Annotated in this window: 19 protein-coding genes and 2 pseudogenes; 12 read left to right on the forward strand and 9 right to left on the reverse strand. The window is 49.1% G+C overall.

All coding sequences use genetic code 11. The annotated features are described in order from the left end of the window. Positions 1-120 precede the first annotated feature (120 nt). The 4 genes and pseudogenes from ACFW2W_RS18530 (at position 121) to psbM (ending at position 1,510) form a co-directional block, all read left to right on the forward strand. Positions 121-621 (forward strand): RNase A-like domain-containing protein, encoded by a 501-nt coding sequence (locus ACFW2W_RS18530; protein ID WP_378181383.1) that lies wholly within the window; start codon positions 121-123, stop codon positions 619-621. After that, positions 618-944 (forward strand): contact-dependent growth inhibition system immunity protein, encoded by a 327-nt coding sequence (locus ACFW2W_RS18535; RefSeq protein WP_378181385.1) that lies wholly within the window; start codon positions 618-620, stop codon positions 942-944. The genes ACFW2W_RS18530 and ACFW2W_RS18535 overlap by 4 nt, the downstream gene beginning before the upstream one ends. A 21-nt stretch (positions 945-965) precedes the next feature. Beyond that, positions 966-1,253, forward strand: a pseudogene (locus tag ACFW2W_RS18540) (Uma2 family endonuclease); the annotation flags it as partial. Between the two features lie 140 nt (positions 1,254-1,393). Beyond that, complete coding sequence (gene psbM, locus ACFW2W_RS18545) at positions 1,394-1,510, forward strand: photosystem II reaction center protein PsbM (RefSeq protein ID WP_190414683.1); 117 nt, start codon at positions 1,394-1,396, stop codon at positions 1,508-1,510. Positions 1,511-1,611: 101 nt separating this feature from the next. Here psbM and ACFW2W_RS18550 read toward each other — a convergent pair whose 3' ends face one another. Together ACFW2W_RS18550 and ACFW2W_RS18555 are read right to left on the reverse strand one after the other, a co-directional pair. Continuing rightward, positions 1,612-2,457 (reverse strand): universal stress protein, encoded by an 846-nt coding sequence (locus ACFW2W_RS18550; RefSeq protein WP_378181388.1) that lies wholly within the window; start codon positions 2,455-2,457, stop codon positions 1,612-1,614. A gap of 359 nt (positions 2,458-2,816) precedes the next feature. After that, positions 2,817-4,784, reverse strand: coding sequence for a CHASE2 domain-containing protein (locus tag ACFW2W_RS18555; protein ID WP_378181391.1), 1,968 nt, complete (start codon positions 4,782-4,784; stop codon positions 2,817-2,819). 514 nt (positions 4,785-5,298) lie between these two features. On the opposite strand from ACFW2W_RS18555, the gene ACFW2W_RS18560 reads away from it, so the two are divergent. From ACFW2W_RS18560 to coaE, 7 genes and pseudogenes are all read left to right on the forward strand, one after another. Then, positions 5,299-6,747 (forward strand): folate/biopterin family MFS transporter, encoded by a 1,449-nt coding sequence (locus ACFW2W_RS18560; RefSeq protein ID WP_378181394.1) that lies wholly within the window; start codon positions 5,299-5,301, stop codon positions 6,745-6,747. Between the two features lie 275 nt (positions 6,748-7,022). Beyond that, positions 7,023-8,540 carry a carotenoid oxygenase family protein gene (locus tag ACFW2W_RS18565; protein WP_378181397.1) on the forward strand — a complete coding sequence of 506 codons (1,518 nt, stop codon included), beginning with the start codon at positions 7,023-7,025 and terminating at the stop codon, positions 8,538-8,540. A gap of 253 nt (positions 8,541-8,793) precedes the next feature. Continuing rightward, positions 8,794-9,687 (forward strand): annotated as a pseudogene (locus ACFW2W_RS18570) (glycosyltransferase family 2 protein); the annotation flags it as partial. 840 nt (positions 9,688-10,527) lie between these two features. Then, positions 10,528-14,148: a PAS domain S-box protein gene (locus tag ACFW2W_RS18575; protein WP_378181400.1), complete on the forward strand. Its 3,621-nt coding sequence runs from the start codon at positions 10,528-10,530 to the stop codon at positions 14,146-14,148. Beyond that, positions 14,141-14,584, forward strand: a complete 444-nt coding sequence (locus ACFW2W_RS18580; protein WP_378181403.1) for a response regulator — start codon at positions 14,141-14,143, stop codon at positions 14,582-14,584. Before ACFW2W_RS18575 ends, ACFW2W_RS18580 begins: the two co-directional genes overlap by 8 nt. A gap of 157 nt (positions 14,585-14,741) precedes the next feature. Further along, positions 14,742-14,996: a hypothetical protein gene (locus tag ACFW2W_RS18585; protein ID WP_378181406.1), complete on the forward strand. Its 255-nt coding sequence runs from the start codon at positions 14,742-14,744 to the stop codon at positions 14,994-14,996. Next, entirely contained in the window at positions 14,993-15,583 is a 591-nt protein-coding gene (gene coaE, locus ACFW2W_RS18590) for a dephospho-CoA kinase (protein ID WP_378181409.1), read from the forward strand. Before ACFW2W_RS18585 ends, coaE begins: the two co-directional genes overlap by 4 nt. Positions 15,584-15,739: 156 nt before the next feature. Here coaE and ACFW2W_RS18595 read toward each other — a convergent pair whose 3' ends face one another. The 4 genes from ACFW2W_RS18595 to ACFW2W_RS18610 all read right to left on the reverse strand — a co-directional run bounded on the left by ACFW2W_RS18595 (position 15,740) and on the right by ACFW2W_RS18610 (position 19,245). Continuing rightward, complete coding sequence (locus tag ACFW2W_RS18595; RefSeq protein WP_378181412.1) at positions 15,740-17,137, reverse strand: TldD/PmbA family protein; 1,398 nt, start codon at positions 17,135-17,137, stop codon at positions 15,740-15,742. 197 nt (positions 17,138-17,334) lie between these two features. After that, positions 17,335-17,895 (reverse strand): DUF1269 domain-containing protein, encoded by a 561-nt coding sequence (locus ACFW2W_RS18600; protein ID WP_378181415.1) that lies wholly within the window; start codon positions 17,893-17,895, stop codon positions 17,335-17,337. 84 nt (positions 17,896-17,979) lie between these two features. After that, a complete protein-coding gene (locus tag ACFW2W_RS18605) occupies positions 17,980-18,498 on the reverse strand; it encodes a BON domain-containing protein (RefSeq protein WP_378181417.1) in 519 nt (172 codons plus the stop codon). Positions 18,499-18,576: 78 nt separating this feature from the next. Then, positions 18,577-19,245, reverse strand: a complete 669-nt coding sequence (locus tag ACFW2W_RS18610; RefSeq protein ID WP_378181420.1) for a general stress protein — start codon at positions 19,243-19,245, stop codon at positions 18,577-18,579. A 520-nt stretch (positions 19,246-19,765) separates the two neighbouring features. On the opposite strand from ACFW2W_RS18610, the gene ACFW2W_RS18615 reads away from it, so the two are divergent. Beyond that, the gene (locus ACFW2W_RS18615; protein ID WP_378181423.1) at positions 19,766-21,328 is read left to right on the forward strand and encodes a hypothetical protein; all 1,563 of its coding nucleotides are present in this window, start codon (positions 19,766-19,768) and stop codon (positions 21,326-21,328) included. Positions 21,329-21,385: 57 nt separating this feature from the next. On the opposite strand, the gene ACFW2W_RS18620 is transcribed toward ACFW2W_RS18615, so the two are convergent. The 3 genes from ACFW2W_RS18620 to ACFW2W_RS18630 all read right to left on the reverse strand — a co-directional run bounded on the left by ACFW2W_RS18620 (position 21,386) and on the right by ACFW2W_RS18630 (position 24,191). Continuing rightward, positions 21,386-21,562 (reverse strand): hypothetical protein, encoded by a 177-nt coding sequence (locus ACFW2W_RS18620; protein ID WP_378181426.1) that lies wholly within the window; start codon positions 21,560-21,562, stop codon positions 21,386-21,388. 33 nt (positions 21,563-21,595) lie between these two features. After that, positions 21,596-21,973, reverse strand: coding sequence for a transposase (locus ACFW2W_RS18625; RefSeq protein WP_378181429.1), 378 nt, complete (start codon positions 21,971-21,973; stop codon positions 21,596-21,598). 328 nt (positions 21,974-22,301) lie between these two features. Beyond that, entirely contained in the window at positions 22,302-24,191 is a 1,890-nt protein-coding gene (locus ACFW2W_RS18630; protein WP_378181432.1) for a ribonuclease J, read from the reverse strand. Between the last annotated feature and the right edge of the window lie 161 nt (positions 24,192-24,352).

The raw sequence follows: 24,352 nt of genomic DNA on the forward strand, positions 1-24,352 counted from the left end.
CAACGCTATCCTATACCCCAACAAAGTGCTTGCCTGACTTGTCGGTAATCTCCGGAGAGGATGTCAACAAGTGCGATCGCGCCCTAGTCACAAGTCGGGCAAGCTCCTGTGAGGAATTGAGTGCGATCGCTATCCTTGAAAATCAATCCTTATTTTGCTGCCTTTGCTGAACTACTATCAAAAGCGACTCAGTTTCTCAACAAAAAACAAGCAGTGACTAACTTTAGTCGTTTAGTCCCCGGTGGTGGTTTGACAGCACATGAATTAGCAGGAGGTCACACATTAGCAAGGCACATCGGTCAGACACAGGCTCAACTTGCTAATCGACTTGCTAGTGAACCGAGAAGAAGGCTTGTTTCTAGCTTCGACAATCGCTCGATAGCAGAAGAAGCAATAGCAAATGCCCTTACTGCCAACCTGACAGTAATTAACACTTGGTTGAGTCTGAGTGGCGGTGGCTCCCGGCTTTCGATCAACCACAATGCTAGCATTGTGGTTGGGACTAGCCTAGTTCGCGGTGCTTCCACTACAGTACCCGTTGCCAATGTAACAGCTGTGCTTGTACGAGATGCTAGTTCATTGCTCGGTTACTACATTCTTACAGCCTATCCAGAATCATGATCGGAGAACTCGTACCTGCACTCGCTCAGTTTTTGGGTGCTTACTTCCATCAAGACTGGGATCTCGACGATCCAGATGCGAAGGCAGTTGTTCATCGTTACTTGACAGGGGAGTCACATTCAGCAGTTCAACAAACTATTAATGAAATCGATCGGCTGCTAGAGATGACCTCCGACGATAAGCAACTACGCGACATTCTGGTATATGACCTTAGCTGCTACTATGACCCCAGCTTTGAAGAGATATCTAATGTGGAGTGGTTGCACTGGCTTCAGAAATCTCTCAAAAATGGTATTGAAGGAGAAGTTCCCTCTTCTGGATAAAACGATCGCCAAGAGACAATTAGGATTAGGCAACGTCTGCGCTACTTTGCCGAACTGGTTCCCGACTTAACAGTAGAGATTAAATCTCAAAGCGATCGCATCAAACCTCTAGAAGAGAAAATAAACTTGTTTGTGAGATTAGGGGCACAGGTAGGGATATTGATTGACCCGGATCGACTCACTGTAACTGTTTATCGTCCCACAGGAGAGCCGACTGTGCTGATGGATGGGGACGTTCTGACTATCCTAGAGTTATTCCCTGGTTGGGAGCTGCCGATTGCTGAATTATGGCCTCCAGTGTTTGAATAGCGATCGTCGTAAGAGTGCGTAAGCGTTGCGGCTGCGACAGCATCGCGCTTTGGCTTCTTGGGGATCGCACTCTCCTCAAGACAGACACCAGATGATATGCTTAAAGGTGGTGCTTTAAAGTTAATTAGAGGCTGGGTTCAATGCAAGTTAACGATCTTGGTTTTGTCGCCAGCATCCTGTTTGTGCTGGTTCCCACAGTTTTCTTGTTGATTCTGTACATCCAAACTGCTAGCCGCGAAAGCAACAAGAATCCTTAATAATCTGTATCGAACAAAATCCCCCCGCTGTAGTATAAACAAGGCTTTTGCCATGTTCCTCCGGCGAGGGGAATTTTTTTAAGGGTTAGGTTTGGCGTTTCTTACGCAGTCGCCGTGCGTCCTAAGAGAACGGGACAATTTGCATAGACTCGCACGTAGTCGGATAGCGAAGTTCCTAGCAACCGATCCAAATCTGGTAAACCTTTGGCAATGGAAGGACGGCGATCGGGAGAACCCAGCATCAACAAGTCAACATTTAATTCCTCTGCCAAACGACAGATTTCTGGCCCTGCCTTACCGTTTCCTGTGACACACTTATAAGGAATGCCTTGTTTTTTCGCGGCGGCGATCGCAGGAGCGAGTACAGGATTTTTTTCAGCGTTGGCTGCTTCTTCAAAACCTGTCCGAGCCTTGTTGACGTTAACCAGAACCAACTGCCCTCCCTTTTTATCTCGCAACAGAAACAAAGCCAGATTTAAGCACTGTTGTGCCGATTCTGAGCCGTCCATTGCCACCATGATGCGGTTGATTTTCTTGACGTAAATATCGTCTTTCACCAACAACATTGGGCGGGAAGACAATTGGAAAACATATTGGCTAACTGAGTTTTCTAAAATGGATTCCAGACGCTTCAGCCCCCGCGAACCCATAATAATCAAATCAGCATTTATTTCTTCTGCTACCTGGCAAACCGTATCCTTGGGATCGCCCTGCCGCAGCATGGTGTTCACGTGATTTGGGTCTAGGTTCAGAGACTGGATAGCTGTAGCGAGAGTCCTGCCTCCCTCCTCCCACTTTGAAGTCATTGCCTCAGTGGTAATTTGAGAAGGAACGACGTGCAAGATGGTGACTGATGCCCGTTGGATCGAAGGCAGTTCCATCAAAGCCTTGAGCATCTCTTTAGAATGTCCGATTCCAGAGTCCGCTAACAAAATTTTTTCAATCATCGAAATGCCTCTTTATCAGAAAAAATCGCTTCGCTTTTATTGCTTTCTGACCCAATTAATCGGGAAGTTGATGTTGATGAAAGTATGATACCTGCTAACAAGAGCAACCGATTTATCTGGGGAGTGAGTTTTTCATCATTCAGCATACTTCTGATAGTGCCCTTAATTTTTAACGATTTATGACACTGCTTTAATAAGCGTAAAAAATATTCATGAATTTTTATAAACTAACTAATCGGAACAAATAGTTAGAGGAAAGAGAAAAAAATCGCGATCGCCACGAAGAGCGAATACCGATCCAGGATCGCGCCCGTAGCAGGAGCATCTACACTCGCCGTTTGTTGAAAATTTGCCACTCCTCAAACTTCTGACGCTTCTTCCCTTTGACGCCCCATCACAAGGTAGACATCAACCATTTGCTGTTTGCCCTTGAGTGGCAATGGCCCCCAAGATTCGACCAGAAACTGGTTATCAAGATGAACCAGGGTTTCCTTGCCGATGAGGACGCGACAGTTGCTCGGTTGCCGGTGTTTCTCGCAACTTTCCAGGCGGGCGGCAGTATTGACGCTGTCCCCAATGACGCCGTATTCTAGGCGGTCTTTGCCTCCTAAACTGCCAACGACGACTGGACCTGTAAAAACTCCGATTCGCATCTGGATGACCGGCAAGCCGCGAGTTTTCCAGTTTTGGTTCAATTCCTCTAGAATTTCGCTGATTGCTATAGCGCACTCTATCGAGCGCTGGGCATCAAGAGCGACCTCCTCCTTGTGGATGCGATCCATCGGCACGCCAAACACAGCCATAAAGCCATCCCCTGTAAACTTGTTGATAATGCCCTCATGGTCGATGACTTCGTGGGTGACGACATCCAGCATTTCATTTAACCATTCCAGCAATGCTTCCGGAGGCATTTGTTCGGCGATGGTACTGAAGTCTTTGATATCTGCAAACATCATGGTTGCGATTAGCTTAATTCCTGGTAATTTCCCAGATTTGAGCAGGCGATCGCGTCCTTTCCAGAGAGCTTTGGCAACTTCCGGTGAAGTATTCTGTCCCAACAGCTTCATGATGATTTGTTGCTGCTGCTGTGCATCATAAGAGCGGTAGGTGATAACAACCCCGCTGGTGAGGATAAATCCTAGCACTGGAGCCGACAGGGGCACCCATCCTTGCTGGGTAAACAGATAGAAGCAGGTGCCGAACAAAACCCCCAAACCAACGCCGCCGCCCAAAATTAAGACAACGGGATGCCGCAACCACCAAGCCGCGATCGCACCCAGCAGCGTCCATCCGACAATCCATAGCACCTCCATCCGTTCATCCCAGAACCAAAACAGGGGTCGCTCCCCCGTGGCAGCGTCGATAAATTGGCTTACCATTTGGGCATGAACCAAGACTCCGGACATCTTAGCGGTTTTCTGTTCGGCTGGGCTGTAGGGAGTTGAGAAAGTGTCTTTGGCGCTGGGTGCCGTTGTGCCAATCAGCACAATCTTGTTTTTCACCCAGTTCGGGTCAATCTCTCCCTTCAACACTTGGGTGAGCGTAACTTGCCGCGCCACGTTTGAGGATCGGTAATTCAGCAGAACTTGGTAGCCCCGCGCATCGATATTTTGATACCCGCCGGAGTTTTCCTGTAGCGGCACAAATACTGATGAAGCCAGTTGAATATAATCAGGATTTTGTTGGCTGGAGTCCGGTTTGATGCCTACACTTTCTAAATAGGCGATCGCTAGTCGCAGGGAAAACGAGAAGTAAGTGGTTGTATCGTCGGAGACAAACAACAGATTGCGGCGGACAACGCCATCTGGATCGAGCAGCAAATCGTTAAAACCAACACGATCCTCTGGAAGTCCCGGCGGCGGCGGTACCAGTTCCAGCTCCGTGTCGCCAAATTTCTGAATCGCAACGATGTTTTTTTCCCGGAGTTGCGCCTTAAGTTCGGCATTTCCTGGCTGTTGCGGGATGTCCCGATGCATATCTAAGCCAATAACTTGGGGCTGAAATGATTGCAACTTTGCCAATAGCTGCGCCATTGTCCGGTCAGATAAAGGCCATTGCTTCTGAGTGCGAATGTCGCCTTCTGTAATGCCTACAACCAGCAGCCGGGGATCGGGGCCTGGATCGGAATGTAACCGTACCAGTTGGTCTAAAGCGACGAGTTCTAGAGCTTGTAGACCACCCAGATGACGCACTCCCATGACGAACCCGCTCACAACAAGACTGGCGATCGCTACCACTCGCACACCTGTGAAGTCCGACAACGCAATCTTGAGGCGATCGCTTAGATTAAATAGCGCGGATGTCTGGGATTCAAAAAAGCCTTTCATCGTCGCCCTAGCCTAATTCGCAGCTAACATGGGGAGAAACAGAGGCAAAGACAGAGCCATAGCATTTTCTACTGTAGCTTTAGGGCTAATTTCGGGAATCGAAAACTGGTAAATTTACTGGCTGCTGATTTGGCATTACCACATTATGGCATTTGGGGAATGATGGGCTACACCCCTCATTTTGCGCGAACGGTCAGGAGTCAGTTAAAAAGAAAAAATCGCTGATTTCTAGGGATGAATTTAATCGAGATGGGACGACTCACAAATATCGCCAACCCTATACAAGCCACTATTTATGGACGACTTCTTTCCCACCACAAGATTACCGAATGCGGTTGTCCTCACATTCTCCCCTGAAGCCCCTGAAGTTCCTGTCCTGTCTAATCTGTACTCTCTGGAGAGGACGGGATTAAGGACTACCAACCACTGACTATCCCGGCTTTGAATTGACAACACATCCAAACTGGGAGGTTATCATAGGGTAAATGTTGATATTTCTTAAAAAAAGTTATCAATGCAGTTTTCCCCCTCTGGTATGTCCGAAATCAAGAACTCCGCGCTCAAAAAGGTGTTCTTTGGTCATGAGCCGACTCCTGAGTTATGCGCCATTCTAACGGTCTATTTGGTGCAGGGAATCTTGGGTTTAGCGCGTCTAGCAGTCAGCTTTTTTCTGAAAGATGAACTTTCGCTAAGTCCGGCTCAAGTTTCGGCTTTGATGGGCATTGCTGCCATACCTTGGGTGGTAAAGCCGTTGTTTGGGTTTCTGTCGGATGGTCTACCGTTGTTTGGCTACCGACGGCGTCCTTATCTTATTTTATCCGGACTATTGGGAGCGATTTCCTGGGTTAGTCTGGCAACGGTTGTGCATACAGCTTGGGCGGCGACAGTAGCGATCGCGCTTTCGTCCCTCTCGGTGGCTGTCAGTGATGTAATTGTAGACTCCCTGGTGGTAGAACGAGCCAGGGTAGAGTCTCAGAGTGATGCCGGTTCCCTGCAATCCCTCACCTGGGGTGCCTCATCGCTGGGAGGCTTAGTCACTGCGTATTTTAGCGGTTCCCTGTTGCAAAACTTCGGCAGCCATACCATTTTTGCCATTACCGCTGGTTTTCCCTTAATTGTGTCAGCAGTTGCTTGGTTAATCGCAGAAGAGCCAATTAGCGATCGCGTGCAAGCCTCCACCGTCGCTAACCAGATCAAACAACTGAGAAAAGCCCTTAGCCAAAAATCGATCTGGCTACCAACCGTCTTTCTTTTTCTCTTGCAAGCCACACCGACAGCAGATAGCGCCTTTTTCTACTTCACCACCAACGAACTGGGATTTGAGCCAGAATTTCTGGGACGAGTACGCCTAGTCACCAGTATCGCCTCCCTGGTGGGAATTGCAATTTTCCAGCGGTTTCTCAAAGCCGTCCCCTTTCGCACCATTTTCACCTGGACAACGGTCATCTCAGCGGCACTCGGAATGACCACGCTGCTGCTGGTGACTCATGCCAACCGCTCTTTAGGCATCGACGATCGCTGGTTCAGCCTGGGAGACAGCCTAATTCTGACAGTCATGGGACAGATTGCCTATATGCCATTGTTGGTACTCGCGGCGCGGCTATGTCCGGCTGGCGTAGAAGCGACCTTGTTTGCGCTGCTGATGTCGGTCACAAATATGGCAGGATTATTGTCCCACGAACTGGGAGCCGTCCTCACCTATTGGCTGGGCATCACCGAAAGGAATTTTGAGCATCTCTGGCAGCTGGTAGTAATTGCAAATCTATCAACCCTCCTGCCACTGCCACTCGTCGGTTGGCTACCCGCAGGCAAACCGGAAATAGAGCCAGATGGCGAGATGCCAAGCCTGCAACCGTCATCAGCCATGCATATACAGTCAACCCCCGTCCAGCATCGGGAACGGTCTTTTGTCCCTGACTTTCTTCCTGAACTCATCCCCACAGTAGAAGAATCCGCTGAGTAAAAGAGGAAGGATGAAGAGTAGGCAGTGCCGATTCTTCTTCCAGTTTCAGACTGAGAACGAGAATCAGAAGGCTGCACTAAGTAGGCGGATGCAATTAAATTGAAGATTTTCGTAGGGAATGGAAAACGCTCTTGAAACCCAACACCTGCATGGGTTACGCGCTAACCACTACTACAAATAATCAATCCCGCCTACTTAACGTGCTGCGACGCTAACACTTCTGTCCTAGTTCACTATCACGTCAAGAATTTTTCCAACTTGCCGAATATCTTAATATGCAGAATTTACCAACACCAGAGCGCTTTCCGGTGCCCACAGAGGTGCCCGATCGACTTCCCTACCACATCAAAAAGTGGCAAAAAGGCTATGAATCGTTGCCGCAAGAATTGGATTATTGGATTGATGACATTGAAGGGGAGATTCCCGCAGAACTAGAAGGGACACTGTTTCGGAATGGCCCTGGGTTGCTAGATGTCAATGGTCAGCGCATCCACCACCCGTTTGATGGGGATGGCATGATTGCCAGGATCGCCTTTTCAGAGGGTCGCGCCCACTTTCGCAATCGCTATGTCCGCACACAGGGCTATGTGGAAGAACAGCAAGTCGGTAAAATTCTCTATCGCGGCGTCTTTGGCACCCAGAAGCCCGGTGGTTGGCTAGCCAATGCCTTTGATGTGAAACTGAAAAATATTGCCAACACCAACGTCATTTACTGGGGTGGCAAACTCTTGGCGCTTTGGGAAGCTGCCGAACCTCACCGCTTAGACCCCAACACCTTGGAAACGCTGGGGAAAGAATATTTGGACGGCGTTTTGCAAAATGGTGACGCCTTTGCCGCCCATCCTCGAATTGACCCTAGATGCGATCGCTTCGGTGGTGCCCCTTGCCTGGTGAACTTTGCAATTAAACCGGGTCTTTCCAGCACTATCATTATCTATGAATTAGACTTGGCTGGCAAAGTTGTGCAGCGTAACTCTCACAGCGTTCCTGGCTTCGCCTTCATCCACGATTTTGCTATTACGCCTAATTACTGTATCTTCTTCCAAAATCCCGTCTCCTTCAACCCTGTGCCTTTCCTGTTGGGATTTCGCGGTGCTGGTGAGTGTGTCAAGTTCCAGCCGCAGCAACTCACCCGGATTGTAGTGATTCCCCGCAACCCCCAACCAGGGGAAAAAATGCAGATTTTTGAAACTCAGTCGGGTTTTGTCTTCCACCATGCCAATGCCTTTGAGCAAGGCGACGAAATTTGTATTGACTCAATTTGCTATGAGTCTTTTCCAGAGGTTGAGCCGGAATCGGACTATCGGGAGGTGGACTTTCAGGCGCTATCCCCCGGAAAAATGTGGCGGTTCCAGTTGGACTTAAAGAATAAAACGGTACGGCGTAGGCTGTTAGAAAGTCGTTGTTGCGAGTTTCCCTTCGTTCATCCCGAACAAGTGGGACGCCCTTATCAGTATCTGTATCTGGGTGCAGCTCATGCTGCCCAAGGCAATGCGCCTCTCCAAGCTATCCTCAAGATAGATTTAAAGACAGATCGTCGCCAACTCTGGAGTGCGGCACCTGAAGGCTATGTCAGCGAACCGATCTTTGTGCCGCGTCCGGGTGGTACGTGTGAACATGAGGGTTGGGTGCTGACGTTAGTTTATGACTCTGCTCACCACCGCTCTGATGTGGTAATTTTAGATGCCGCGCACGTCGATCGAGGTCCGGTGGCGCGATTACACTTGAAGCATCATATCCCTTACGGGTTGCATGGCAACTTTACGTCCCACTGCTTTGCGCCCAGCAACTAGCTCTCAGTCAGTCAATTTTGGATTTTCAAGCGATCGCCTACCAACATCGCTTGAAAATCCAAAAGGGAGCATCTCAATGCATGCGCCCACACTCTGAAGGGTGTGGGCGTGTATTGCAATTTCACGGGATGCTCTAAAACCTAAAATTGACTGAGCGTTGTAGTATAAAGCTTTGCAAACTTAGTAATCTCCACCTTCTCTTTATGTGCCGAGACAGGATAAGTTTGGCAGAGGTATCCCAAGCGGAGCTGGGATGAAATTCAGCATCGTTATTACGACTTATAACCGCCTTTCCTTGCTAAAACGGGCAATTGACACCTCTCTTGCCCAAACACTGCCTTGTGAAGTCATTGTTGCTGATGACTGCTCTTCTGATGGCACCGAAGCCTATGTCAGCTGTCTAGTAGCATCGCTTCGTGCCAAAGGTGACGAACGCCTAGTTTATCACCGCAATCAGGTTAACCTCGGTCACTCAGCGACGATGAATACTGGAGTGCAGCTTGCCAAAGGCGAGTGGATTAAGCCGGTTGATGATGATGACTATTTAGCACCAAATTTTCTAGAGGAAATGAATCGGGCGATCGCGCTGTGTCCAAACGCTGTCATCGCCTCTTGTCTAGCGGCGCAGGTTGATGTCAACGAGGTCGAACTCTACAGAACCAGACAAATTGGCCCCGGCAAAGCTTTCTATATTCCCCAAGAAGACCTTCATTTTGGGATGCTACTAGAACTTATCCCTTTTGGCACTCCCATTCAAGTTGTCTTCGCTCGTTGGGCTTTTCTGAAATCCGGCGGTTGGGATTCTCGCTTAGATGCGAACTTTGATGATATTGATTCCTGGATTAAAATTGCCCAGTTTGGAGATGCTGTTTTTGTAAATCAGTGCCTTGCTTATCGCACAATTTGGCCTGGAGCTTACAATCAAAAATTTCCTCTAAAAACTAGGCTGGATACTAATATTTTGATCAAGGAGAAAATCTATGCTTTGGTGAGTGAAACTCACCGCCTTGAAACTCCTCCAATTAAGAATATCCAAGCTTATCTTAAACTGCATTGGAGTCTGGTGGCTCTCAAGCAAGGAAGAATTTTGAGTGCCATCAAGATGGCATTTCCATCAGTTTTTTCACCGATTGCCTGGAAGTTTTTAGCAATTAACCATCTATCGCATCCTCAGCAACCATTCTCGCATCAAAAGCAAGTAGCTCCCAATGGTTTGCTGTCTGAATCGATTCCTTACTCTGAATCTATTCATAATTCTATTGCTCAAAAGGCTCGTTTTAAAACAGCACGTCTTCAAGAATTACGCATTTCTCTAAAATTCCGCTGTAGCCGGATTGCTTTTAGGCAAGGAAAAATTTTTAGCGCTATCAAAATCGCTTTAAATGCTGTTTCGCTGCTAATTGCCTGGAAGCTTTTCGGGACAGCTACTTTCCCTCAACCGTTTAGCAAAAAAAACCCTGTTAAAAATAATTTACTAGATAAAAACATTTTAGTTATGGAAAAAACCTATGCTTTAGTTAGTGAAAAGCACCAAGCTACTATTTCCAACCTTCAAAACTGGCGAGCTTATTTCAAACTGCGTGCAGCGTTTTTAGCGGTTCGGCAAGGAAAATTAGCGATCGCGTCTCAAATGGCATTTCCCGCTATATTTTCCTTTACTGCCTGGAAGCTATTAGTAAAAGTTATCTTATTGCGGCAACGCCATAGTAAAGAACCCCTGATTCGCAGGTTTGTGCTATTTGGCTTACCAGAGAATAAGACTAAGGATTGAATGGGGAAAGAGTGCATTTCAAGGTTTGTAAAAATCGTGAAAGCGAGATCCCCGACTTCGTAAGAGTTGTCGGGGATATGAAGGGCTGGCTCACAACTAAAATAGGATTGCTATATTATGTTTCATTTAACCCCAAGCTTTAAAAAGCCGTTAGCGAAGCGGCAGCAATTCAACGGGGTACAGCCTTACTCCTGCATAAAAGGAAATTGTTAAAGAATGGGCTGGCGTAAGCGATCGCAATCAAAATCATCGAACTCTGTTGGACAGGGTTTGCGAAAAGCCAAAGCATACGCAGTTTCGCTGCGAATGCGCCTCACCTGCCTGGTGCTGCTGGCTGTCGTCCCGGCGTTTGCGCTGATGTACACAAACTTCCAGGAACGCCGACACCAAACAACTCACATTCAGGCAGATGCGCTACAGATGACTAGGCTGGCTACCGCCAATCAAGCGCGCTTGATTGACAGCACTCGTCAGCTACTCGTCGTGCTGGCGCAACTCCCGCAAATGCGCCCAACTAACGCAGCAGCGTGTAGCGCGTTTTTAGCAAATTTGCGGCAAGAATACCCAGTTTATGTCAACCTAGGAGCCGTTACATCTCAGGGCGATCTATTTTGCAGCGCCGTCCCCCTAAAAGCGCCCCTGAACTTAGTCAACGATTCGTGGGTTCGGGATGCTGTCAAAGAGCGCGACTTCTGGGCGGGAGACTATCAAATTGGTCGCATCGCGGGCAAACCGGCGATTTTTTTCAGCTATCCCGTCCTAGACGAAGGCAAGGTAAAAGCGGTCGTTTTTGCCGCCCTAGATTTGACATCGTTCAGTCAACGCGCGAACGTTGCCCAGCTACCACCAGGCTCGACGTTCGCGGTTATTGACAGCAAAGGGATAATTTTAGCTCGCTACCCCAACCCCGAAACCTGGGTGGGGCAAGCCGCGCCGGAGACACCTCTGGTTAAAACCATGCTGAGGCAAAAAAGGGCAGGCACGGTGGAGGCTGCTGGCGTGGATGGTGTCGCGCGATTGTATGCGATCGCGCCGCTGGAGGGCGCTTGTAGAGACAAGGGCGATCGCGTCTGCAACATCTACGTGTCGGTGGGCATCCCCAAAACCGTCGCCTTTGCTGCTGCTGACAGGCAGTTGCACCGCAACTTAGCAGGCATGGGGTTGGTCGCCGTGTTAGCGATCGCTGCCACTTGGGTGGGTAGCGACGTGTTTATTTTGCGTCGGGTGAAGGCGCTCCTGAAGCCAATGCAGCGGCTCTCAGAAGGCGATTTGAGCGTTCGTACTGGCGTTAATCACGGTTTTGGAGTCAGCCAATTGGCTGGTGCCTTTGACACGATGGCGGCGTCGCTAGAACGTTCTGAGGGCGATCGCAAACAATCTCTTGAGGCGCTGCGGGAGAGCGAAACCCGTTACCGCCTCGTCGCCAAAGCCAGCAACGATGCAATCTGGGACTGGGATTTGCTGACAAACCGGGTAGAGTGGAACGAATCCATCGAAAAACTCTTCGGCTACTCAGCAACTGAAGTCGGTTTTGATGCCAATTGGTGGTGCGAAAATATACACCCAGAAGACAGAGAGCGGGTTGTCTCTGGGATTCACGCTGCGATCGACAGTGGAAGACAAATCTGGTCGGATGAATATCGCTACCGTCGCGCCGACAACTCTTATGCTTTGGTAATTGACCGGGGATTGGTCGCCTATGACGATCGGGGGAATCCAGTGCGGATAATCGGCTCAATGACAGACATTAGCGAAAGCCTGCGGCACGCTACGCTACGCAAGCAAGCTGAGACGCTCATCGCCGGACAAAAACAGGTACTGGAAATGATTGCCACTGGCGCAGCACTGGTCGATGTTCTGGATGTTTTGGTTCGGTTTATCGAGAAACAATCAGGTGAAAGCTTTTGTGCGATTCTGCTAGTTGACGAAAAAGAGAACAAGTTGCGGCATGGAGCCGCTCCCAGCCTTCCAGAAAGCTACAATCAGGCGATCGATGGCATCGCCATTGGCGCTGAATTTGGTTGTTGTAGCAAGGCGGCGTTTTTCGGTAAACCCGTCATTGTTTCAGATATTGACAGCGATCGCCTTTGGGCGGATTTCGGGGATTTGACATTAAGCCACAAACTGCGAAGCTGTTGGTCTACGCCTATCTTTTCCAGCAATGGTAAGGTATTGGGCATTTTTGTGATGTATCACCCCGAAGCGAGGCAACCGAATCAGGATGAGTTACATCTGACCACGATTGCCACCCAAATCGCCGGGATTGCTCTGGAACGCCAGCAAGCAGAGGAAGCATTGCAACATAGTGAAGAGCAACTGCGCCTGATTGCAGATGCTTTGCCGGTGCTGATTGCCTATATCAATTCGGATCAGTGCTATCACTTTAATAATCGGGCTTACGAACAATGGTTCGGCAAATCTCAGGCGGAAGTCACCGGACAGCACATTAGAAAAGTTTTAGGTGAGTCGGCTTATCAGGCAATTCAGCAGTATGTCGAGGCAGCATTGTCAGGGCAGGAAGTAACCTACGAAAGCGCTGTGCCCTATGAATATGGAGGGACGCGTTGGGTCAATGCCACTTACCTGCCACATTTTGGGGAACACGGTGAAGTCAAAGGATTTATTGCCTTGGTCAGCAACATCACCGAGCGTAAAGCGGCTGAAGAGGCGTTGCGGCAGAGTGAGGAGCGATATCGTTCTTTGGCACGCGCTACGTCACAGATGGTTTGGACTTGCAACGCCCAAGGAGAGGTTGTGACCAATCAGCCGGATTGGAGAGTCTATACGGGTCAAAGCGAGGCAGAAATACTAGGCTGGCGCTGGCTAGATGCCATCCATCCAGACGATCGCGATCGCATTGCTCAGCAGTGGTCTGACGCTATCCAATCGAAAAACGTCTATGACACTGAGTTTCGCCTGCGGCGTGCTGATAGTATTTATCGCTACTTCAATGTCCGTGGTGTTCCTGTATTATCAAAAGACGGTGACGTGCGAGAGTGGATAGGCACCTGCACCGACATCACCGAAAAAGTACAGGCAGAGGAAGCGATTCGCCAGTTGAACGGCCAACTTGAACAACGAGTCATCAAACGAACCGCGCAACTGGAAGCCGCCAATCAAGAGTTAGAAGCCTTCTGCTATTCCATCTCTCACGACTTGCGATCGCCTTTGCGTGCCATCAACGGATTTTCGCGGATTTTGCTGGAAGAATATAGAGAACAACTCGATCCGGAAGCCCAACGCTATCAGCAACTGGTGCAAAACAACGCCCAGCAAATGGGTCAACTGATTGATGACTTACTTGCATTTTCGCGCCTTTCGCGCCAGCCACTGAGGAAACAAACCGTAGCGATCGCTGACTTGGTACGCCAAGTGCTAAGAGACTTATGGCACGAACAGCAAAATCGGCAATTTGAAATGATTATCGGCAATTTACCTACCTGCGAAGGCGATCCCGCTTTACTCAAGCAGGTAGTTGTCAACTTGCTGACAAACGCCCTAAAATTCACGCGCGGTCGGGAAGTCGCCCAGATTGAAATTGGCTGGAGTCATCAGTCATTAACGAATGACCCAGAACTAGAGACCGATCGCTCTTTAACGAATGTCGTTTATTTCGTCAAAGACAACGGCGCAGGCTTTGATATGCGATACGCCCATAAACTCTTTGGCGTCTTCCAACGGCTGCATCGTGCTGAAGATTATGAAGGAACCGGAGTGGGACTAGCAATCGTGCAGCGCATCATCCATCGCCACGGCGGACGGATTTGGGCTGAGTCAGTCGTCAACCAAGGCACAACATTTTACTTTACCCTAACAGGGGGCAATACTCATGAGTGAGCGCTCAGCAGAATGTTTGCTGGTCGAAGACAATCCCAACGACCTGGAATTGGCACTTTATGCTTTGCGAAAGTACAACCTTAGCGATCGCATCCAAGTTGCCCGCGACGGTGCTGAAGCCCTAGACTACATTTTCCGGACAGGTGCCTATCGCGATCGCTACCCTGAAAACCACCCCAAAGTCATTTTCCTCGATCTCAAACTACCCAGAGTAGACGGGTTGGAAGTATTGCAGCGCCTCAAATCCGACCCCCAAACTCGGATGATTCCAGTAGTAATTCTCACCTCGTCGAACGAAGAACGCGACATCTTAGAGAGTTACCGTTTGGGGGTCAACAGTTATATCGTTAAGCCGGTGAACTTTGAACAGTTCACCGAAACTGTGCAGCAATTAGGGTTGTACTGGCTGCTGTTGAACCAGACCCCAAGCCGCTAGCAGCCAGCATTCTTAAGGATAAAAGCTATAAAAGATAGAAACATCGCCATTGAATTTACACTGAACACGTAATAATTCAGAGTACACGCTCTATAAAAGCGCACAGTGGTGTAACCCCACCCACGGCTCAATTCCCCCTGCTTACAAGAAGGTCATCATGTCCGCTCTGCTCCAGATTTTACTGCTTGAGGATTCCCTGGCTGATGCTGAATTAACTTTGCACGCACTAAGTTTGGCTGGCTTTAAACCCGACTGGCAGCGTGTAGAGACAGAAGCCGATTACCTCGCCCAACTGCATCCCGGTATCGAGTTGATTCTGGCTGACTATAGCTTGCCTCAGTTTGACGCCCTCAGGGCGCTGCAACTTTTGCAAGAGCGCGGCTTAGATATTTCGTTGCCAGTTAATTCATGATGCGCGTTATTGGTCTGACTGGAGGCATTGGAACTGGCAAAACGACTGTCTCAAATTATCTTGCCAGTCACTACAATTTGCCGGTTTTGGATGCGGATATTTATGCTAGAGAAGCTGTGAAAGTGGGTTCGCCCATTCTCAGCGAAATTGTTGAGCGCTATGGAGCAGATATGCTGCTACCGGATGGGACGCTAGACCGCCGAAAGCTTGGCAATATTGTGTTTAATTCGCCCGAAGAGCGGCGTTGGCTAGAGCAACAGATTCATCCTGATGTGCGCGATCGCTTGATTGAAAAAATGCCAGAACTCAACTCGCATCCGACTGTGGTTTTGGTGGTGCCTTTGCTGTTTGAAGCGGGGATGACGGCTCTGTGTACGGAAATTTGGGTCGTATACTGTTCCGAACAACATCAACTTCAGAGATTAATCAAGCGCGATCGCTTAACTTTAGAACAAGCGCAAGCCAGGATTACTAGCCAAATGCCCATTCAGGAGAAATGCGATCGCGCTGATGTAATTTTAGATAACTCCTCCACCCTAGAAGCTTTGCTCAAACAGGTAGATAATCAATTAAAAATTAAAAATTAAAAATTGCCAAATCCCGTCAGTGTCACGAAGTTTTCTTGATGGGAATGACCTAACCCCCAACCTTCTTCCCTTCCAGGAATGGGGGAGAAGTCAAAATATAGGCGACGAAAAACTAATGACACTAACAACTCCCCATTTTTAATTTTTAATTTTTAATTACTCTGCATCGCCTCCCACAATAACATTGCGAATGCGGAGACTTGGCCCGCCACAGCCTACTGGCAAGCCATTTTGACCTCCCTTACCGCAGCCGCCGGATTCATCCCAGTAAAAATCATCCCCAATCGCTTCAATATCCGCCAAGGTACTGAAAACATTCCCTGAAAGCGTCACATCCCGAACGGGTTCGGCAATCTTGCCGTCGCGGATCATCCAAGCTTCAGCGGCGGAGAAAGTAAACATTTCTCCATTCGTCATGCCACCCAGCCAGTTACGAGCGTAGACGCCTTCTTTGATCCCTTTAAATAAATCCTGCACGGGCGTTTTGCCCCGCTCAATCCAAGTATTCGTCATGCGGACGAGGGGGGAATAGTGGTAATTCAGACAACGGGCATTGCCGGTGGGGGCTTCCGAGAGCTTTCCGGCAGTTTCGCGAGAGTGGAGGCGTCCGACTAAGATGCCATCCTTAATTAGCTGAGTGGTGGTAGCAGGTGTCCCTTCATCGTCGTATAAGTAGCTGCCGCGATGACCGGCGGGAGCGGCACCGTCAAAGATTTGCAGTTCTTTTGGCCCAAATCGGCGTCCCAGGGTCATCACTTCCAGAATATCGGGGTTTTCATAAGCCATATCTGCTTCTGAAAGGTGCCCAAAAGCTTCGTGGACAAATAAACCGCTGAGAATGGGATCGATGACGACAGTGTAGGTATTGCCTTTTACCGGAGGCAGAGAGAGGGCGTTCACGGCACGGAGAGCGGCACTACGAACCTGCTCGTCCAAATTTGTTAAGTCTTCGTAGGCTTTGCGGGAGCCGGTCGTTTCTCGTCCTGTTTGCACGGTTTCGCCATTTCGAGCGGTGGCGGCAAAGCGCATTTCCATATCCACCCAAGACTGCTCAATCAGCGTTCCGTCTGAGGTGGCGAGGATGACTCGCTGGGAGCTGTCGCTGTAGCGCACGGAGGTGGTGGTGATTGAAGAGCTGGCGCTCTTGAGGATTTCGGTGTAGCGATCGCACAATTGTTTCTTGGTTGCCAGCGATATCTCTCGCGGATCGCTGCCTTCTAGGGGAAGTTTACAAATCGCCTGCACGGGGTCTATCGGAGCCAGCAGGGTTTCTTCATCGCCAATAATTCGAGCGGCAGCGATCGCTTCTTCAATCCGTTCTGCTAAGGTGGAAAGCTGATTAAAGCTGGCGAAGCCCCAGCCTCCTTTGTAACAAGCCCGGACTTGTCCACCAATGGAGATGCCTTCAGTGAGGGTTTCGACCCGATCGCCGCGCAAAAAGATATCAGTTCCTTCGGCTTCTTCTATCCGAATTGCTAAATAATCGACGTGGGGTGAGTAACGAGCGACTAAGTCGGCGAGCAAGTTTTTGGCATCAGCCAGTAAGGTCGGCATTTGTCTTGCAGCAACATTGATAAACTGCTTCCATTGTGCAATTATTTAGCCTCACCTTGCCACTGGAGGCAGGAAAAGAGGAGCCGGAAAGGTAATGGCGATCGATAAATATACAAAGCATAAAAACCCGTTTTCGCTCCGAAAACGGGTTTTTATAGTTAGATGCACCTGTTGTCATCTAGACGAGAATATTTAAATTAAAGAGACCTTTCAGTGATGGGTGGCCCTGTCGGTGTCTTGGCGTCGTAAATTCTCAATTCTTGGACGTTCCAGCGGTTGAGAATTGCTTCGGCTTGACGCACCTCTGCCTCTGTGCCTTCGACGATCAAGAAATAGTCGCCATGATGAATGCGATCGCTGTAAACTGCGGCTTGCTCTTCAGGAATCCCATAGCCAGTCAATGAACCCAATAAGCCGCCTGCGGTTGCACCAATCACACCGCTGGTTAAGGTAGTAGCTAAAGCCGTTGCTGCCATCCCAATAATGCTAATTGGCCCTAAAACGGGAATGGCGGCAATGGTGCCCAGTCCCAGCGCCAAACCTAAGACGCCTCCGGCTGCACCGCCCGCGATCGCGCCAATGGTTGTTCCTTCTTGGGCTTTAGAAGCCGATGGCGGGGATACTGGCTCAGACTCTTTGCCGATCGCAGAAACCTGATTCATGGGAAAGCCAGCTGCTCTTAATTCCTCAATTGCGCCTTCTGCATCTTGCAAGTTTGAAAACACGCCAAAAGCGCGTTTTGGCTGAGTAAGCACCATTACCCTTTCCTCCCTAACTCTTTACCAATCTGTTCGTGGTTTTGCCACAAGCGAAATCAAATTACAGTTACAAAGTCATCGCAGTTAATTTTTAACTGTTGGTGCAACTTTCGCTTGAACAGTTACCGTCTTAACACCCTTAATTTGCTTCGCCAGTGGTTCTATTTTGCCCACTTGATCTGCATTGGCTACGGTTCCTACAACTGTTACAGCTCCGTCTTTAGCGTCAATTTCTAATTTGCTACTGGGCAAGTTCGCTTCTAACTTGTTGCGAACTTCGCTTTCCAAGTCGCTATCAGCTCTTTTTAGGGGGTCGCCAGCCACCTCATTGCGTTGTTCGCGTGCCCGAATATCTGATTCTAGCTGTCTTTTGCGGACATCACTCGATGCATCGTTTTTCGCGCCTTGATCGGGTTTTGCTGAATCATCAGTCGAGGGCGATGCTGGGGCGCTGGCATTTGGACTGGCGGCTCCGTTTGCAGCAGGCGAAGAAGTCTGACTCGCGTCAGAATCCGCTCCAGCGGACGTTTTCTCATTGTTGTCGCAAGCTGCAACACTCACCAACAATACGCCGCTAAACAGTAATGTTAAAACCTTGTTCATTTTTTCAATTCCTCACTTCGAGCAGATAAGAGGTGGAAGTATTTTACCTCCCACCCCGTTCAATCGTTCACATTCAGCCTAAAGAGTCTGTTCCCGGCGGTCGATGATTTGAACCGGGCTATCCGTGCGTGGAGTCGGATCAACTACTGGAGTTTGATATGTGCCACTCGGCTCGGCCATATCAGTAGTGCGAGTTGTATTAGTAGCAGGAGCATCATAGATACCCCAATCTTCAATTCCCCGATGACTGAGAATCGCTTCGGCACGACGGATATCGTCGTCGTTGCCATCTACCATGACTAAATAATCCCCACGGGATACTCGGTCGTTATAGCGTCTGGCTCGTTCTTCAGGAATTCCTAAACCAATTAATGCACCCAACAGACTTCCTGCGGCTGCACCAATGGCACCGCCAGAAAGGGTTGTAGCGATGGCTGTGCCTGCTGCTCCCGCTAGCATGACAGGACCAAGTCCTGGAATTGCCAAGGCTCCCAGACCGACTAGCAAGCCTGTTAGACCGCCCAAAGCACCTCCGGTGACGGCACCCGTTTTCGCACCTTCGTCGGCTTTGTTGCCAACGCGATCGCTTACATCAGCACCAGCAATGTCGTCCCCTTTGTCCGCGTCTCGGGCTACTACGGACACATTGTCCATCGAAAAACCAGAATTTTTTAGCTCGGTCAGTGCTACTTCGGCGTCTTGGTAATTTGAAAATACGCCAACAGCACGCTTATGTTGTCCTAACATCAGTGTTTTCTCCGATTGCCACTGAACCTAACCAAATTGTGTTACTACAGAGCCGAATTAGTCTCTTCGTAACAGTTCAATTTTTACTTTTTTCTTGACTAAAGCCATCAATCTTCAGATATAACTTCAATCCCTAGGTTTCTGGTTTTTTGGAACTGTCTATCTTCCTTAAGAATTAGATCGTTACTTGTTGCGGGAGTTTAACCTTGACCGTCCGCTCCTTTACAACAATTTTTTGAGATTTTTCAATTAGCAAGCAAATTAAGAAGCTGATTAAAACAACTTATTTTCTTAATAAAAAAACACATATTTAAACAAGACCAGTAAAAAGAAAACAAATAAGTAGAGTTCTGTAGACTGTTAGGTAGGAAGTTCAAGAAGTGATAGATAGTAAAAACATTTTCTGTTATTCAATGAGTTTATTAAAAACAGAGGACTTTAATTTTCGGGTCAAAACAGGGAAATATAAATAAGGTCTACTGGGTTGTTGTCATCAAGTTGTCAGATTGAGGAGTTGCAGATGCGGTACTTATTATTAATTTTTGTGTCTTCCCTACTAAGTTTGGCGTCCGGACGGGCGATCGCTGCCACAGAGTCCCAAATGCTGGATGTAAGTCGCCAAAGCCCTTTGAGGTCAACTTCGGCTCAAAGTTTCTGGCCCCAAGCCCAGCGACTGGTGCAGAATCAAATCAATTTAGTTAATCGGATAGAAAGAGCGATCGCCTCTCCCGATCCCTACCGTCCTTTCGCAGCGGAGGGGCAGATCCTCCTCCACCAGGGAGAAGTAGACCGCTTTCTCAAGAGCCAATATCCTAATCCTGCCCTGCTGTGTACCCGCACGAACGGCGTTACCCCAGCAGGCTCTAATTTAACGTTGCAAGAGGCGCAGGTATACTGTGCCCTCTATGCTTCGACTCAGCAATTATTGCCGCTGCGTCCGGTGCTAGAAAGACGACAGTCAATTCTCGCTCCCACCAGACCGAATCCGCTGGCAATCGGTGAACCGTCGATTTTAACCGTACCTCCCCAGAGGTTGTCCGTTCCAGTGCCCAAATTCCCCGCCCCCGAACCGCCAGTCGTTGGCGTAGCGGCAAAGACGCCGATTTCGGGCTATCAGCCTCCAATTCAGCCAGCGATCGCGCCCCCGTTACAAGCAACGACAACCCTACAAACTGCCAAAAAGTTCTTGGGGCAAGCCGTGGCAGCATTTCCCCCATCCACCCGTTTTACTGATATCGCCGAAACGTATCAATTAAACGAACGCAACACCTACGCCCTGTATCGGCAAGAGCCAAGTCTGTATACCGAGTTTCTTTCTCAGCCCAACACTGGCATTGCCCGCGTTTTACCATCTGCGGCTTACCGTCAACAACTGAATCCGCTAGGAAACCGACTCTCACCCAGCGTAGCAGAGCGTTTCCCATTTCCACCCTTGCTGCGTGGGGTTGGTGGCGGTAACAATGAGGAACCCACTCCCTCATCGGTGCGAATTGCTCCTGGGGATGAATTTACCCCGCGCTTTGCCGTTCGGCTGGAAGGGAGTAACTTTGAGATTGCCCAGCAAGGGCTGGATTATGGCTTCATGGTGGATTTGGGAGAAGTACCCTTAGAAAACCTCGACCCCACCTTGAAGAAAGCCCGCGCCTTATCGCCGCAAACACGCCAGTTTTTCCTCAATTATCGTCCCCCGAATCAATTGGCATCCATCCAGGTAGATCGACAGCGCTTTATCACGGGCAAGCTGGGTGAGGTGGCTTTCAGCGAACCAGTGCAACAGACAAGAGCGATCGCATCATCGATCGACCGCCTCTCGCCAAATGCACCAGCAATGCTGAACCACACCTACTTAATGCGATTAGTCCAATTTCAGGTGCCGGAAGTGGTGCTGACGGGAGGAACCGTTTCTAGGGGACAACGCCGCTATCTTGACCAAATTCTAGAAACGCCCAGCAGCGATGTCCTTGTCGCCTTCCGTCCCGTCAGCCGCCGCGCTGATGGCAGTTACACGGTTTTGTGGCAAGTGCTAACTCAGTTCCCAGATCCCCAGATTGAAGATGTGGAAAAGTACATCAAGTTGCAGTAGGTGAAGAATTAGTAGTCATTAGCCATCAGTCATCCTCTTAGCTCGACTTTATCCAATTCAGGCAGCGTAGCATAACAAGTCTCGTGCCCAGTCGAGCAGCGTTTTATGTTGCTGCTTGCGAGTTTGGTGATAGCATTTCTCCTGCAAAGACGCTGCGCGAACAGACGGTGCCAAAACGGTAAAGAACGGGAGTGCCCAGATCCGTTGTGCCCAAGGAATCTGAACCAGCAACATCAAACTCAGCCAGCGCAACCCACTGGTTTTGACTTATTGGCTATCACTTGAACGCACTGGATCTCGGTAGATACCTCGTGCTGCAATGCGTTTGCCCCACCGCCGCTCGATGGTGTCATCAATGCCCATCACTAACACCCCGCTAGGAGGAAAGACTTTGACCACCTGTTGCAACAGCAACCGACTCGCCTGACGACTTGACCAGATGGCTCGGCTGAGAGCGCGATGATAGTTTTGAAAGTGGGGTTCATTGTGCAACCCCATTACCTGTAAAATCGCACTGACTGTGCGTTTGCCCGGTGCCACAATTGCCCCCACTAGCAGCACGACTGCCGACTGCCATACAGGCTTGGAAAACAGCGGCGCGAACGTTAGGATTAAGGGCAGAAATTCTTTCGGTAGCAAGTTCATCAGCATAAATTCAACCACTCTTTCGCGATCTTGCTACCTTTCCTCCCCTTCAAAATGGATAAAGTCGAGCTTAGATCATTTTGTTTTTTGTTTGCAACATATAGACTTCTTAGCCCCCCAATTTATCGGGGTATCGTTAATGTAGAGCCTCACAACCCAAATGGTATTAAGGGGGGCTTAGAAAAACCTTTTTTGCTTTTATTCCCCTGGTTAAAGAGGAATAAAATGTGTGGCATTGAAACATTAACTGAACCGTATTGATTCTGGCAGGGGACGGGGAGAATGTAGATTTAAATTCTCTGTCCCCAAAGCTCCCTCTGCTACCTGGTTAGGATGCGACCTTCGCAGTCGAACGGCGGCGGCGTCTTCCGGCAGCCTTTGCAGGCGGTTCCTCTTCGGGAGTTTGCAGTAAGAAGACTAGCAAGGGGCGAGAAGCCTGGAATTCGCGTCGGATCAATCGCTGGAGGGCAGACTCCATTAGAGTTTGCAGTCCTATCCAGTCAACTTCTAGGAGTTCATCGTCCAAGGTGCGGGCGAATTCTGACCAGCGATCGCTCAACAGTGATTCTAGCGTTTCGCGGACAATTGCCTGTAGGCGATCGCGTTCCATTGATGTCACTACACCGCGCAGGTGAACTTCCGGCTTAGCACTCAGTTTGCCTTCCCAGTTCACCGCCGCTGCAATCGTCACAATTCCATCCTCAGCCAACTGCTGCCGTTCCTTCAGCACATTAGCTTTCACCACGCCAGAATTATCTACTAGCTCAATGCCAGACGGAACTTTACCTTTCACCTGGATGCCATCTTCCGACACCTCCACGACATCCCCATTGTCAATAATCACCATATTTTCAGCGGGTATGCTCATGCTCTGGGCAGTCTTGGCGTGCTGAATCAGCATCCGATGCTCACCGTGAACTGGCAAGAAGAATTTCGGACGAGTCAGGGCAATCATCAGCTTTTGGTCTTCCTGACAGCCGTGACCGGAAACGTGAATCCCCTTATCACGACCATAGATGACATTAGCACCCTGCATCATCAGCTTATCAATGGTGTTTACCACTGCAATGGTATTTCCCGGAATCGGGTTTGCCGAGAAGATCACCGTATCGCCCTTACGGATTTTAATTTGCCGGTGTTCGCCGTTCGCAATCCGCGTCATTGCTGACATTGGCTCACCCTGCGAACCTGTAGTTAGAATGATCACCTTCTCTTCGGGCAGCTGATGAATCGACTGCAAAGGTTGGAATAGATTGTCCGAACACTTGATATAACCCAAATTGCGTGCTTGGGCGATCACATTCAGCATCGAACGACCCACGACGGATACCACCCGTCCGTGTTTTTGCGCTATTTCCAGAACCATGTTGATCCGGTGGACGGACGAAGCGAAAGTCGTCAATAGCACCCGTCCCGTTGCCTGACTGATAAAGCGGTCAAGATTGGGATAAACTGAGCGCTCAGAAGGGGTGAACCCTGGTACTTCCGAGTTTGTAGAGTCGCTAATCAGGCATAAAACGCCCTTCTCGCCGTATTCAGCCAGCCTCTGTAAATCAAAAAACTCGCCATCTACAGGTGTGTGGTCAATCTTAAAGTCACCTGTATGGATGACGACGCCAGCGGGAGTATGGATAGCGACGGTGAAGCTATCAGCGATGGAGTGAGTGTTGCGAATGAATTCGACGAAGAAGGAAGCGCCAATTCGCACCATGTCGCGGGGTCCCACCCGTTTGAGTGTCGTGCGGTTGGAAACGCCTGCTTCTTCTAACTTGCCTTCTAGCAAAGCCATTGCGAGGCGGGGGCCATAGATGACTGGAATATCAAACTGTTTGAGGTGATATGCGATTCCCCCAATGTGGTCTTCATGACCGTGGGTGACGATCATGCCCTTAATCTTGTGGCGATTTTCTCGCAGATAAGTCATATCGGGCAAGACGATATTGACGCCGTGCATTGAATCGCTGGGGAAAGCCAATCCAGCATCTAATAAAACAATTTCGTCGTTGTATTCAAAAACACAGGTATTTTTTCCAATTTCATGCAGTCCACCCAAGGGAATCACTTTCAGGATGGGTGCGGATGATTCGTTCTTGTTCAGGATGGGTGCGGATGATTCGTTCTTGTTCAGGATGGGTGCGGATGATTCGTTCTTGTTCAGGATGGGTGCGGATGATTCGTTTTTGTTCAGGATGGGTGCGGATGATTCGTTCTTAGTCATTTGTTTCCTTCTATTAAGTCAATCAATGTCAATCAATACAAAACCGTTGAAAATTTGCATAAGATAGGGCAGCTTTGGCACGTAAAAAGCCCCAAGTAAAAAGAGAAGGTTCTGTCTTTGGTCTTCTTACTTTGTCTTTTTTTGCCTTTTGCCTTTTTACT

Origin of the sequence: Coleofasciculus sp. H7-2, assembly GCF_042747725.1 — a bacterium.
Lineage (GTDB): Bacteria > Cyanobacteriota > Cyanobacteriia > Cyanobacteriales > FACHB-T130 > FACHB-T130.